The following is a 12,970-nucleotide window of genomic DNA, read 5'->3' as shown; positions in this document are numbered from 1 at the left end:
CACCAACGGTCAGTAGAGGACCAAACCCTGAACAGGGCGAACTAATAACCGCGGACTCTGCGGGGAGCACGTCACTATGAAGGCGTTGTCGGTAGGTTTGCCCGGACGGGAGAAGTCCAATGTCACGCCGTTGGCATAGGCCCAAAGGTCCATATCCTTCGAGATAAACTCACTGCCCTGGTCAACACGGATGGTGGCTGGGTAGCCGGTGCGCTTGCATATTCGCTCAGGTCAAGACCAAAATGAAACTCAGCCCCGTTCATCGCTTGGAAACTTGATGTCAATCGCATTTGCGGCCGAACTGAAGGAAACCCTAAAGGTCGCATGATGACTGGACCAGAAACGGGGTGAGTTCCATCACCCCCCTCTTGGGTAAAAATAGTGGCCCAAGTTTAAGGGGCAGAGACACGCCGAGTGTAAGGTTGAGAGAAGGACATTCGGAAAAACACTTTTAGCACCCACCGGTTTAGGTTATGTAATGGTTGGTCCAGGAAAAGCTTACCTTGAGGCGTTCGGATGAACCCATATTCCTCTCTTCCATCAAAATCGTTCTGGAGACCGTCTGTTGCAGAAAAGTGCTTTCTGGAAATCGAAGGTCTGTGGTCCCCTAAGTTTCGAATTAGGCCGTCCCACAAGGTTTCGACATACGGATCTTGTTTCGCACAGCACATCGGACGGGCTCTTCGGGAACGTGGCTTTAACTGGTTTCTGACCGAAGAAGCACCCAAAGGCCTTAGCCAGGAAAGTGCCGCCGAATACAACTATGGAATATTCTCCAGCCGCACTGGAAACATCTACACCACGTCGCTACTGCTGCAATGGCTGCAATGGGCCTTCGGTGAGGCGGAGGCGCCCGCGGAGATCTGGGAGCAGGCCGGACGCTTCTACGACCCATTCCGCCCAGCCATCGAGCCGGGGGGGTTCGCCTCCAAAGAGGAACTCCTTCGGTCCCGCCAGGAGGTATTGCGCTCACTCCGGCGGAGTGTCTCTGAAGCGGATGTCTTTGTGTTTACCTTGGGCCTGACCGAGCGTTGGCTGAACCAGAGCCACGGCTACGAATACCCTATGTGCCCTGGAACCACTGCTGGCACGTTTGACGGGGCGAAACATGTCTTTGATAACATGGATTATAAAACTGTTCTAACGGCCCTGCGTGCGGCAATAGCGATCTGCCGCAAGGCCAACCCTAAGCTTCAAATCCTGCTGACTGTCTCGCCGGTTCCATTAACCGCGACGGCGTCCGGAAAGCATGTTCTAGTCGCATCCTCACAATCGAAATCGATTCTGCGCGCCGTCGCGGGTAAATTGTCCGACAACCAGCGGTGTATTGATTACTTCCCATCATACGAAATCATCACCTCCCCCCCTTTCCGCGGGGCTTTCTTCGAACCGAACCAGCGTAGCGTCGCCAGGCAGGGTGTTGCCTTCGTCATGGACAGCTTTTTCCGCGACCTCGAGGCAGCCTTCGGCGCCAGGGGCCCTGCCGCAGGCGAAAAGGTCCGTAGGGACATTAAAGCCGCGAAACCGGCGTTAAAGAAAAAACAGTCTTCCCAAAACATTGTTTGCGAAGAAGAAATTCTGGACGCTTTCGGGAAAGAGCCAAGATGAAAATCGCCATTATCGGCAATAGCCATTGCGGCGCTTGGCGGCGCGCCTGGGAAAAGCTTGCCAGCCAGTTTCCAAGCATAGATCTGACCTTTTTCGCCGCGCGCGGTGGCATGATTAACGCGCTTTCGCTGAAGGACCAGTGCCTAGTTCCCCATACTGAAAGCCTGCGTGAGGTAATCAAATACACCTCGGGCGGGTTTGAAAAGATCGACCCGGCGCTTTTCGATTTGTTCCTGGTCTGCGGGTTACAAAAGCAGGTAGTCGCCAGTTACGATCGTCCTGAATATTCGCAGGGTGTGTACAATCGCATGGTGCTTGATCAGTTTCAAGCATCTCCCGCGCATCAGGTCTTGAAGAAACTGCGCGCGATCACATCCAAGCCGATTTACTTCACGCCCGCTCCACTGCGCGCTTATCCACCTAAGAAAAGGCCGTTGGCGCGAAGCACCTATGAGGATCAAACCGTCCTGTTGCAAGAGACGTTCCTGACGCCTTTAGAGACAATCATTTTTCCCCAGCCACATGAAACCATTGTCGACGAAGTCGCAACGGACCCGCGATTTTCGCAAAACTCGAGCAGACTGGAAACTGGACGCTCCAATAACGACGGCTCATTGCATCGCGACAACGATATCATTCATATGAATGCGAGTTTTGGGGAACTTGCACTGCGAGCATTCCTGGACCGTGTAAGATTGGTACCCTCTGGTACTCTCACGTAACCTTGAACTACATGGAATGAGAGGTTTCCGGCTACTGGAGATCGCCCCGTTTCTGGTCCGCGCGTCATGCAACCTTTCGGTTCTGTTCAGTCGGGCCGCATATTCGTTGAGCGCTAAGTTCCCGAGTGATGAATGAACCCGTAGTTCGTTGTAACCGACCGTCGAAGCGTTGATTCGGAAACTGGCGTCTGCCATTAACAAAAACAAGACGCATTCATACGTTTCTAGCCCAGTCGGCTGTTGAAGCCTTCGATGTATGTGATTGTATTAGTTTTCTGGGCGTCCAGAAGTCCAATTCGGCCTTGTTCAGTTTGACCCACTCCTCGGGCAGACGCACGAGAAACTCGGGGCCGTAGCGCGCCGGGAAGATTAGCCACTAAGTGGTTATGGCCACGCGCGCAGCCCTCAAGTCGCGCAGCCGTTGGCCATATCCGGGTCTCAGGTTTCAAAAGTGGTCATGCATGACTACATCGCGGAGGAGACCAGCTATGACCGCCACCTTTTCTATCGCTTCGACCTTACTGGTCACCATCGACATTTCCAAACACCACCACGAAGTGCTGGTTGGCGCTTCCGGCAAGATGCGGAGGCGTTGCATGGCCATCACAAACACCCTGGGCAACTTCCATCGTGTTGATGGTGACACTTTCTGATGACGGCCAGCCAGTTCGGATTAGGATGGAAGCAACCGGCAGCTACCATCGGACTTTGGCGCATCATTTCGGCCAGGCGGGGGTCGATCTAAAGCTTGTGTCCTCCGTGAGTTTGGCCCGTAAGCGCCCGGTTTTTCTTGCAGTTACCCATAAGTGTTTGGCGGTGAGCGCTGCCGATTTTCATTAACTTTCGAAGGCCAATGAGATCATTTGGCGCTCGAAGACCGAGCTGTGGCACCGCATCCTGACACATTACTTACCCTTGTATTTCCCTGAGGCCGAGCGGTTTCACAGAATCTCCCGGACGGATGGGTTTCTGACTTTCCTTGAGCAGTACCCGTCCGAGTGGCAACTGAAGCGAGGGGCCGGCTCGGTTTTGCAGTCCTGGTAGGGACAAGCGGTGTTGGTTAGCCGGGTTACTCGAATCGGTACCTTGCTGCCGCCCTTCCAAGCCTTTCATCAATCGACACAGGGTGCTCGTCGGATTGCCGCTGCAAGGCTTCCACATGGGCGACTAGGAAGTTCCCAGCCAGGGAAATTTAGGGGAAAACTCCAGCTCCGAACGATCCAGTTTTCAGGGGGCAGGTCAGGTGTTTTTCCACGGGAACGGCCCGAAGCTGACCTTGGAAACAGCGCAGCATCAGAGCCATGGCGGCAATACCCACCGGCAAGAAGCGGCCCTGAACCGACCTCGATCAAGAGTTCGAATTGCTGCGGCGCGGCCCCTCATTTCAGACTTTCGCACGCCCGCGAAATCGTGTTTGGCTCGCACCCTCGCAGCCGGAACCAAACCCGTTCGTGCAAAAACTCAAGAAAGCGGGCTGGCAGGACTTTGACTACCTAATGCTTTGCAGCCATCCTTTAAAAGCGATGACACTGTCCAGCGGTACAGCTTTACGCGGGCGGACCAGAAAGTAGCCGTAATCCTGCAGCACGTGTGGTGACAGGCAGAACAGCTTTGCCTCTTCCAGTTCCCGTTCGATCAGGGTGTCCATCAGAGCGATCCCCTGGCCGTCGACAACCGCCTGAACCCGCACGTTGGGGTCCGGGATGATCAGCGTGTCCCGCCGCGTCTGGTGCGGCAGACCAGCGGTGTTCAGCCAGTCTGTCCAGGCGTCGCTGTCGTCATGGTCGCGCAACAGCGTCAAGGTCGAAATCGCTTCTTCCCAGCCATGACGTGTTACTTTTTCCAGCGCTGCAGCGTTGCCGGCGGGAAAAGCCGGGCATGGCAAAAACGGGGTGATTTCGCCGTCCTCCCATTGACCATTGCCCCAGCGGATCGCGATATCGACGCCCTGCGCTTCCAGATCAAACAGCCGGATCATCGGCTGCAGCCGCAGCTGGATATCCGGATGCTCCTGCATGAAGGACATCAGCCGGGGCGACAGCCAGCGGGCCGCGAAGTAAGTGGATACACCGACGGTCAGGGTACTGGTAGAAAGCCCCTTCAATGCCAGGATTTCCGCCTCGATAGCCTCATAGTGGTTTTGACTGGCAGCCAGAAGCTTTTGCCCGCCAGGCGTCAGCTCAACCCCGCGGGCATAGCGCTGGAAAAGGGCAAAGCCCAAGTCCTCCTCCAGCGTTTTGACCTGATAGCTGACCGCCCCCTTGGTCATGTTCAGTGCCGCTGCTGCATAGGAAAAACTGCGGTAGCGGGCAATTTCAGTGAACAGGCGCAGGCTGTCATGGTGGCGGAATTTTTTCAGCATATTCTTGATGTCTAAATTTACTGAACGCTGAGAGCAAATAAAATCGATTGCTGGCAGCCTCCTTTCTTAAAATATTGGCCCAAGGAAGTTTCTTGGGAGTTATCACGTTGGGAAATATGAACGCTCAGACGCATATCACCCGGCGCGGCAGATCGCGCCGGGGGCGGCTGACCCGGCACAATGCACCGCAAGCAGCGCCCGTAATCCGGCGCCGCAAAATCCCCGCCTACAACCTGCTGGATGAGGCCGCGCTGGCCCGGATCGAAAGCCAGGCGGACTGGATCCTAGAGCATATCGGCATCGAGTTTCGCGGCGATGATACCGCGCTGGCGCTCTTTGACGGCACCGGAGCGCGCATCGAAGGCAACAGGGTCCGGTTCGAGCCAGGCCATGCCCGTCAGCTCTGCTCAACCGCACCTGCCGAATTCCGGCTGCATGGCCGCGCCCCGGCCCGTACGGTCACCTTGGGCGGGGACAATCTGGTGCTGATGCCGGGATACGGCTCGCCCTTTGTCTCCGACCTGACCCAGGGCCGGCGTTACGCTACGCTGGAAGACTTCCGGAATTTCGTGAAGCTTTCGCATCTGTCGCCTGCTCTGCACCACTCCGGCGGCACCGTGGTCGAGCCGACGGATGTGCCGGTGAACAAGCGGCATCTGGACATGATGCTGGCGCATCTGACCCTGTCGGACAAACCCTTCATGGGCGCAGTCACATCCGCACAGGGTGCGCGGGACAGTCTGGATATGGCCCAGCTGGCCTTTGGCGCCGGCTTCATCGGCAGCCATGCGGTCATGCAGGCCAATATCAACGTTAACTCGCCGCTGATCTATGACGAGGTGATGTCCACGTCGCTTCGCCTCTACGCGGCGGCGAACCAATGCGTCTGCGTCTCTCCCGCAATCTTTGCCGGCGCCATGGGACCGCTTTCCCCCGCTGCGGTGGCCGCCCAGACCCTGGCCGAAGCCATGGCAGGCATTGCATTGGCCCAGTTGGTGCGCACTGGCTGCCCGGTGGTGTTCGGCAGCTTCCATTCCTCGATGAACCTGCGCACCGGCGCGCTGACCTTCGGCTCGCCCGAGGCCAACTTGACAACCATGGCGCTGTCGCAGCTGGGCCGCCGGCTGGAGGTGCCGGTGCGCTCAGGCGGCGGGCAGGTCACCGCGTCGAACGCGGCAGACGGCCAGGCGATGCAGGACAGCACCGGCGCCATGTGGGCAACGCTTCTGTCCGGCGGCCATCAGGTCTGGCACGCGGCGGGCTGGCTCGAAGGCGGGCTGGTGATGTCCTACGAGAAGTTCGTAATGGACCTCGATCACTGCGGCGCGATGCTGAAGATGCTGCAGGGATTTGAAACCGGTGACGAGGCCTTTGGCCGCGATGCCTATGCCGAGGCGGGACCGGGTGAAAACTTCCTCTCAACCAGCCACACCCTGCGCCATTACACCACTGCGAACTTCGAGCCGCAGGTACCCGAAGGCGGCCCCTATGAGACCTGGGAGGAAAACGGCCGCATGACCGCGGATCAGCGCGCCGCGGCACGCTGGAAGCAGATGCTGGAGGCCTACCAGCCGCCGGAAATGCCGGAGAACACCCGCTCGGCCCTGAATGATTTCGTGGCGGAGCGCAAAGCTGCCCTGCCCGATGAATGGTACTGAGAAAGGAAACAGAGAAATGACCGAAGAACTGAGCCGCACCTCGGCGCTTGCCTCCCGCCACAGGGCCCTGGGATCAGGGCTGGAGGACTGGAACGGCATGGGCACCGCCTGGACCTACAGCACCGACCCGAACGACGAGCATGACGCGGTGCGCGAGCGTGCCGGCATGTTTGACATGTCGCCGCTGAAGAAGGTCTTTGTCCGTGGCGTGGACGCGCAAGCGGTGCTGGACCACTTGACCACCCGCGACCTGTCCAAACTCGCGCCGGGCAAGGCGGCTTACCTTTGCGTGCTGACAGAGGCCGGCGGCATTGCCGACGATGCCATCGTCTCCAACAACGGCGGCGATGAATGGATGATCGTGCATGGCTCCGGCGATACCATGGCGCTGCTCGAAGCCTCCGCCGAAGGCCGCGACGTTTGGCTGGAGTTCACAGACGACTTGCATGACATCTCGGTGCAAGGCCCCGCAGCACTGGAGATATTAAACGCCCATTGCGGCATTGAGCTGGCCGGGCTGGGTTATTTCGAACATGCGCCGACAACCCTGTTCGGCTATCCCTGCAGGGTTTCACGCACCGGCTACTCGGGCGAGCGCGGCTATGAAATCTTTGCGGCCGCTGCCGTGATCACGGATATCTGGGACAGGCTGGCCGACGCAGGCGTCATACCCTGCTCCTTCACCGCGCTCGACAAGGTGCGGATTGAGGCGGGGCTTTTGTTCTACGGCTACGACATGACCGAGGCGCACACCCCCTGGGAAGTTGGCCTTGGCTTTACCGTCAGCAGCTCCAAGGGCGGATTTCGCGGCAAGGATGCGGTAATGGCTGCGAAGGGCCAGGAAAAGATCAGCAATGTCTGCCTCGATATTGATCATGCAGATATGGTGGAGGGCGGCGAAACCCTGCTGCTCGACGGTGAGGAGATCGGGGTGGTCAACAGCCCCTGCTTTTCGCACCGGATGGGCAAATCGCTGGCGCTGGCCCATGTCCGCCCCGGGATCGCCGCTGGAACGGTTCTGCAACTCAAAAGCGAGACGCTGCAAGCCGCCGCAACAGTGGTAAGCAGCCCGGTTTACGACCCGCAAAAGATGCGGACGCATCAATAATCTGCTGAAAAATGAGCAGCGGGCGTGATCGGTACTCTTTAATTATTAAGGCACTCACGTCCGCTTGTCAGAAATTTTGCCTCGTAAAAAGGCCACTTAAGAAAATGCGGCCCCCAACCGATTGAGCTCAAACGGCCGCCCTCCGCCGCGCAGCGGGGGGTGTGCGGGCAGAGCCAACCCGGAGAATGTCGGCCCTGCGCAACCGCTCGAAGCAGTTGTCATCGGCCAGTTCACCGCCAACGTTCCGTCCTGCCAAGTCGTTTCCGAAGTGAGGCTGAACGAGCGTCGGAATGTTCATTGCAAAGACCTGGAGCCAAAACCTGAACGACCAGGCCTACCAGCAGTGCGCGTGTCCAGCCCCATTTCTACGGGCCAATTCGAAGCAGAGTTTCGGGCTCCGGCGGGCAAAAGTGTGGCTGCTGCAGCAAGTGTCATACCGGGCTCGTGGTTTGTTCGGGCATCAGGCCGGCAAGATGGAGTCAAAGTGTCATGGCACAGCTGTGCCCTTGCTGCAAATGGCCACGGATACAACAAGAGCAAGGAGGATCAGAACCTGAAAAACCGATGTCCCGAAAATCAGCCGGTTTAGACTGCTAGACACCGGCAGACAGGCCATCAATTTGATCAGAAAACCGGCCAGAGCGGCGGCAGGGACGAAAGAAAGAGCACCGAGCGCACAGGGCTGAACAAGGAAAACGCTGCCGGCAATCGACGAAAGCAAAAGCACGGCAAACAGCGCGCGCGATGCCTGAATCCCGATCACGATTGCCAAAGTGCGGCGTCCGGAGCGTGCGTCCTGCTGCCGATCGCGGTGGTTGTTGGCCAGAAGTACGGCGGCAGCGGGCAGGCCAATGACAACTCCAAGCAGCAGGATCTTCCCATTCGGCGGCACCCCATGCAGATAAGCCGTTCCGGAGACAGCCGCGATGCCGAAGAAGGCAATCACGAGAGCTTCACCCACCGGCGAACCCGAGAGCGGATAAGGTCCCATCGAGTAGCAAAATCCTAATGACAGCGAAACGAGACCTAGCACAGCAATCGGCCACCCGCCCAGAACCGTGAGATAAAGACCTGACGCGGATGCGAACACAAACGCCAACAGCGCGCCGGCGCGGACATGTTCCGCTGCAAGCAAGCCTAGCGATGTCATTCTTGGCGGCCCGAGGCGATCTGGCCCGTCGGTGCCGCGAAACGCGTCGGCCGCATCGTTCCAAAGATTCGTGCCGATCTGGATAGCAGCTGCTGACAGGATCGTGACGGCGAGGATATCCACCCGCAAGAAACCCGACTGCGCGGCAAACCACGTCCCCGCCAGCACCGGGACTACAGAAAGCCCCAGCGTCTTTAATCGCACGGCCAGCAGCCAGCGGGCGGAACGCGAGCGCCGCGCCAGTTCCTCTCGTTTGGCATTCGAGGAACAATTGACCGCACTTGGACCTCTCTTGGCCAAATTGCTTACCTTTCCTTGCCGCGCATTGGATTCCCGACGGATCTCGCAGGTATCATCAGTGCACCCTGCTAGGTGCGTCAATGCCTTGGACTTGAAACATTTTTTTCGTGCAACGCGGCCTGCACATGGTGCGGAGTTCCTCTAGGTCTATTCCTCAAGAAAGCAGCCGGGATGCTGATCTTATGTAGAGCTCGACGTCAAAACAGAAGCGGCCCAAAGACCGCAAAGGGTTATGAGCAGACCTCCTCCGTATCCACACATCGGCATGTTGGACTGAACCGCCAGCGCCGGGTTGGCGCTGAGGCGGATTGAGGCGGACCGGCGTACACCAAGATGACCATAGCCAATTTACCCGCTGTTCGTTCTTGCCATCCGGCCTGGAAGCAAGGCCGTGTCGTGTGGCAGAAACCTTCCCGCTTGCCAAAGCATGTCTGGGAAATTCGGGTGCGCTTTGAAGTCGCTGAGACCCATCGGCATTGATCCGGCCTTCAATGGCGCATCTTGTGTCAGGCGTTGGCCAGCCAGTTAAAAACAAGCCTTGCTCTGTCCGACGTTTGATTGTGCAGTTTGACGTAGAAATCCAAGGGGGATTCAACGGTCTGAGGCAGCAGCTTGACCAGCTTGCCGGCGGCGACCATGTCCATAGTCAGCCCCTCCCAGCCCAACACTGCGCCCATGTCGTCCTGGGCGGCCTGCAGCGCAATGACATAGTTGTTGACCCGGTGGGCAGACTTCAACTGCCCGGAGTATCCCAGCGCCCGGGCCCAAGCGTGCCAGTCTGTCCAGCCGGTGTCGATCGCCTCCAGATGAATGAGGGGAATTGAGGCGATATCGCTGACGTCCCTGATCTTGTGCCTCGCGGCAAACCGCGGGCTGCCCAGTGCCATGATCCGGTCGTGAAACAGCGCTTTGCACTCGCCGCTTTCCCGGGACATGTCGCCGTAATGCAGGCTGAGGTCGCAGCCGCCGGCATCCTTGTCCGTGTCGCTGACGATCTGGGCCACCGAGATATGCTCGTAGCTCTTCCAGAAATGCGCCAGCCGCGGCGTGAGCCAAAGCGAACTGACCGCGGTGGTGGAACGGATTGTGACCGAGCTGTGCCCGTGCTGCGCACGTAGTTGTTCAAACGCATCGTTTATCCCCTCAAACCCCTTTTGCAGCGCAACCAGCAGATAGGCGCCGCTTTCCGTCAGTTCGACCCCGCGGTGGAAGCGGTGGAACAGGCTGCACTGCATTTCCCGTTCCAGCGCCTTGATCTGATGGCTGACCGCCGCTGGCGTGACGTTCAGCTCCGCTGCCGCCAGTTTGAAGCTGGCGTTCCGTGCAGCGGCTTCAAAGCTGACCAGAGAGCTCATCCGGGGCAGATCATAAGGGCGGCTGGGCAAAGTGATTTGATCCTTTGGGTGAAAAGATGCAAGCAATCTTGAAGATTTCTGGCGTTTGGGCAAATTCAGCTAAGCCAGGCTGAGAATTTTTGCAATTGCCGGATGCCGTGGTAACGCCAAAATGCAGCAACATTCACACTAGGCGCTGTATGCGGGCCTCTCGTCCAAGATGCATTGTCTCCGCAGCCTGCCAGCCCGCAAGAAGGAGTTGCGTTATGAAGTCACATGCCAAGGTGGTTGTCGTTGGCGGCGGCTGTGTCGGGGCCTCGATCCTCTATGGCTTGACCCAGCACGGCTGCAGCGACTCGGTAATGCTGGAGCGCACTACGCTGACCTCGGGCTCCACGTGGCACGCGGCGGGCCTGCTGGTGACCTTCGTGCGCTCGCACAACATCTCCAAGATGACGATGGAAACCATCCGCATCTACGGCGAGGTGGAGAAGAAGCTGGGCACCTCTGTCGGGTTGCGTCAGGTCGGCCAGCTGCGGGTGGCCAACACCCAGAAGCGCTGGGACGAGTTCCAGTCCTATATCTCCATCGCCGAGGCCGCGGGCGTGCCCTGCCGCCTGGTGACGCCGGAGGAGATCAAGGAGATCCATCCGCTGCTGGCACAGAGCGGGAACATCCGCGGCGGCATCCTGCATGACCAAGACGGCTATGTGAACCCGGCGGATATCACCATGGGGCTGGCCAAGCTGGCCCGCGACCAAGGTGCAACCGTCTATCAGAACACAGAGGCGCAGGGGTATGAGAAGCTGGACAACGGCCACTGGAAGGTGACCACCAGCAAGGGCGAGATCACCTGCGAGCATCTGATCTTTGCCACCGGCAACTATGCCCGCGAGAACGCCCGGCGGGTGGGGCTGGACCTGCCCTGCATCCCGATCGTGCACCAGTACTGGACCACCGAAACCGTGCCGCTGCTGAAGGAGCGCCGCGCCGCGGGCCTGCCGGAGTTCCCGATCCTGCGCGACGAGGATTACGGTGCCTACCTGCGCGAGGATGTGGGCGGCTTCCAGTTCGGGCCGTATGAGTTCGAAAAGGACCTGAAGCTGTTTGCCGAAGACCGCGTGCCGCCTGATTTCGGCGCCGACCTGCTGCCGGAGGATTTCGAGGCGGTGGAAACCCAGTGGGAGCGGGCGCTGGAGCGGGTGCCTGCCCTGGGCGAGGTGGGCATCAAGGCCAACACCCGCGGGCCGTTCCAGATGACCCCGGACGAGCTGCCGCTGTGCGGTCCGGCGCCGGGGCATGAGAACCTGTGGCTGGCCGAGGGCGTGCCGGGCGGCATCCTGTGGGGCGGCACCATGGGCGAGCGGCTGGCGCGCTGGATCGTTGATGGCCACCCGGGCATCGACATGTCCGAGATCGACCCGCGACGGTTCGGCGACTATGCCGCTAAGCGCTGGACCATGGACAAGGTGCGCGAGACCTGGGGCACCCATATGAACGCCCATGTTCCGGGCGAGGATTTCCCCGGCGCCCGGCCGATGAAGACGATGCCGTCCTATGACCTGCTGACCGCGCAGGGCGCGGTCTGGACCACCTTCAACGGCTACGAGTTCCCGCGCTGGTTTGCCAGATCGCCAGAAGAGGCGGTCCCCGAGCACAGCTTCCGCCGCACCAGCCATATGGAGCTGGTGCAGGAAGAGGTGCGCGTCACCCGCGAGGAGGCGGGCTTCATCGAGATGTCGCCGATGACCAAGTTCACCGTGCGCGGCCCGGGGGCGGCCAAGTGGCTGGACGGGATCATGGCCAACAAGCTGCCCAAGGTTGGGCGCATGACGCTGGCGGTGGCGCTGAACCCGCAGGGCGGCATGGAGGGCGAATACACCATCGTCCGCTATGGCAAGAACGACTTCTACCTGGTCTCCACCCCGAACGGGCAGGTCTACAACTGGGACTATCTCTCGCGCCTGCTGCCGGATGACGGCTCAGTGGTCATGGAGGATATCTCGGAACAGCTGGGGGTGATTGCGCTGGCGGGGCCGAAATCGCGCGAGATCCTGCAGCAGCTGACCGACAATGACCTGTCGAACGAAGCCTTCCCCTGGCTGACTGCGCAGACGGGCGAGGTAGGCTATGCCAAGGGCGTTCATCTGCTGCGCGTGAGCTACACCGGCGAGCTGGGCTGGGAGCTGCATCATCCGGCCGGCTACAACCGGCATCTGGTTGATCTGCTGCTGAAGGCGGGCGTCAAACCCTTTGGCCTGGAGGCGCTGGAATCGATGCGGCTGGAGAAGTCCTACCGCGCGATCAACCGCGAGATCTGCAAGGACATGACGCCGTTCGAGGCCGGGCTGGACCGCTTTGTGGCGCTGGAGGGGCGGCAGTTCATCGGCCGCGAGGCGCTGCTGCGGCAGAAGGAGGCGGGCGGCTACCGCACGCTGGTCACCCTGAAGCTGCCGTTCTGCGACACCTCGGTGCTGGCGGATGAGGGCGTCTACAAGGACGGGACGCTCATCGGCCGGGTGACCTCGGGCGGGTTCTCCTACTACTGCAACCACGACATCGCCATGGCGCTGGTGCCGCAGGAGTTCACCGCCGAGGGCACTTCCCTGCAGGTAATGGTCCACAACGAGATGCGCGAGGCCGAGGTGATCGGCATCTGCGCCGTCGACCCAACCAGCGCACGCGCCCGGGCCTGATCCCGGCACCTGAAGGAGCTGAACATGACGGA

The 12,970-nt window shown here is 59.6% G+C and carries 9 protein-coding genes and 2 pseudogenes; 7 read left to right on the top strand and 4 right to left on the bottom strand.

The window, feature by feature from the left end:
• Positions 1 to 75 precede the first annotated feature (75 nt).
• Positions 76 to 228 (bottom strand): annotated as a pseudogene (locus tag ACFMBG_RS18425) (DDE-type integrase/transposase/recombinase); the annotation flags it as partial.
• Positions 229 to 516: 288 nt separating this feature from the next.
• Here ACFMBG_RS18425 and ACFMBG_RS18420 point away from each other — a divergent pair.
• The 4 genes and pseudogenes from ACFMBG_RS18420 to ACFMBG_RS24185 all read left to right on the top strand — a co-directional run.
• Entirely contained in the window at positions 517 to 1,608 is a 1,092-nt protein-coding gene (locus ACFMBG_RS18420; protein WP_421056155.1) for a GSCFA domain-containing protein, read from the top strand.
• Entirely contained in the window at positions 1,605 to 2,330 is a 726-nt protein-coding gene (locus ACFMBG_RS18415; RefSeq protein ID WP_421056154.1) for a hypothetical protein, read from the top strand. Before ACFMBG_RS18420 ends, ACFMBG_RS18415 begins: the two co-directional genes overlap by 4 nt.
• A gap of 488 nt (positions 2,331 to 2,818) precedes the next feature.
• A complete protein-coding gene (locus ACFMBG_RS18410; RefSeq protein WP_421056153.1) occupies positions 2,819 to 2,983 on the top strand; it encodes a hypothetical protein in 165 nt (54 codons plus the stop codon).
• Positions 2,984 to 3,191: 208 nt separating this feature from the next.
• Positions 3,192 to 3,326: pseudogene (locus ACFMBG_RS24185) on the top strand (IS110 family transposase); the annotation flags it as partial.
• 493 nt (positions 3,327 to 3,819) lie between these two features.
• Here ACFMBG_RS24185 and ACFMBG_RS18405 read toward each other — a convergent pair.
• The gene (locus ACFMBG_RS18405) at positions 3,820 to 4,692 is read right to left on the bottom strand and encodes a LysR substrate-binding domain-containing protein (protein ID WP_421056152.1); all 873 of its coding nucleotides are present in this window, start codon (positions 4,690 to 4,692) and stop codon (positions 3,820 to 3,822) included.
• Between the two features lie 116 nt (positions 4,693 to 4,808).
• On the opposite strand from ACFMBG_RS18405, the gene ACFMBG_RS18400 reads away from it, so the two are divergent.
• Together ACFMBG_RS18400 and ACFMBG_RS18395 are read left to right on the top strand one after the other, a co-directional pair.
• Positions 4,809 to 6,350, top strand: coding sequence for a trimethylamine methyltransferase family protein (locus ACFMBG_RS18400; RefSeq protein ID WP_421056151.1), 1,542 nt, complete (start codon positions 4,809 to 4,811; stop codon positions 6,348 to 6,350).
• 16 nt (positions 6,351 to 6,366) lie between these two features.
• Positions 6,367 to 7,458, top strand: coding sequence for an aminomethyl transferase family protein (locus ACFMBG_RS18395; protein ID WP_421056150.1), 1,092 nt, complete (start codon positions 6,367 to 6,369; stop codon positions 7,456 to 7,458).
• Positions 7,459 to 7,945: 487 nt separating this feature from the next.
• Here the strand turns inward: ACFMBG_RS18395 and menA are convergent, their stop codons facing one another.
• A complete protein-coding gene (gene menA / locus ACFMBG_RS18390) occupies positions 7,946 to 8,908 on the bottom strand; it encodes a 1,4-dihydroxy-2-naphthoate octaprenyltransferase (protein WP_421056149.1) in 963 nt (320 codons plus the stop codon).
• Positions 8,909 to 9,414: 506 nt separating this feature from the next.
• Complete coding sequence (locus ACFMBG_RS18385) at positions 9,415 to 10,263, bottom strand: LysR family transcriptional regulator (RefSeq protein ID WP_421056148.1); 849 nt, start codon at positions 10,261 to 10,263, stop codon at positions 9,415 to 9,417.
• 245 nt (positions 10,264 to 10,508) lie between these two features.
• Here ACFMBG_RS18385 and ACFMBG_RS18380 point away from each other — a divergent pair, with 245 nt between their 5' ends.
• Positions 10,509 to 12,938, top strand: a complete 2,430-nt coding sequence (locus ACFMBG_RS18380) for a GcvT family protein (RefSeq protein WP_421056147.1) — start codon at positions 10,509 to 10,511, stop codon at positions 12,936 to 12,938.
• Positions 12,939 to 12,970: the final 32 nt, after the last annotated feature.

Source organism: Leisingera coralii (genome assembly GCF_049056525.1).
Classification (GTDB): Bacteria; Pseudomonadota; Alphaproteobacteria; order Rhodobacterales; family Rhodobacteraceae; genus Leisingera; species Leisingera coralii.
Note: the sequence above shows the minus strand (reverse complement) of the source record. Positions and strands in the feature narration are given on the sequence as shown.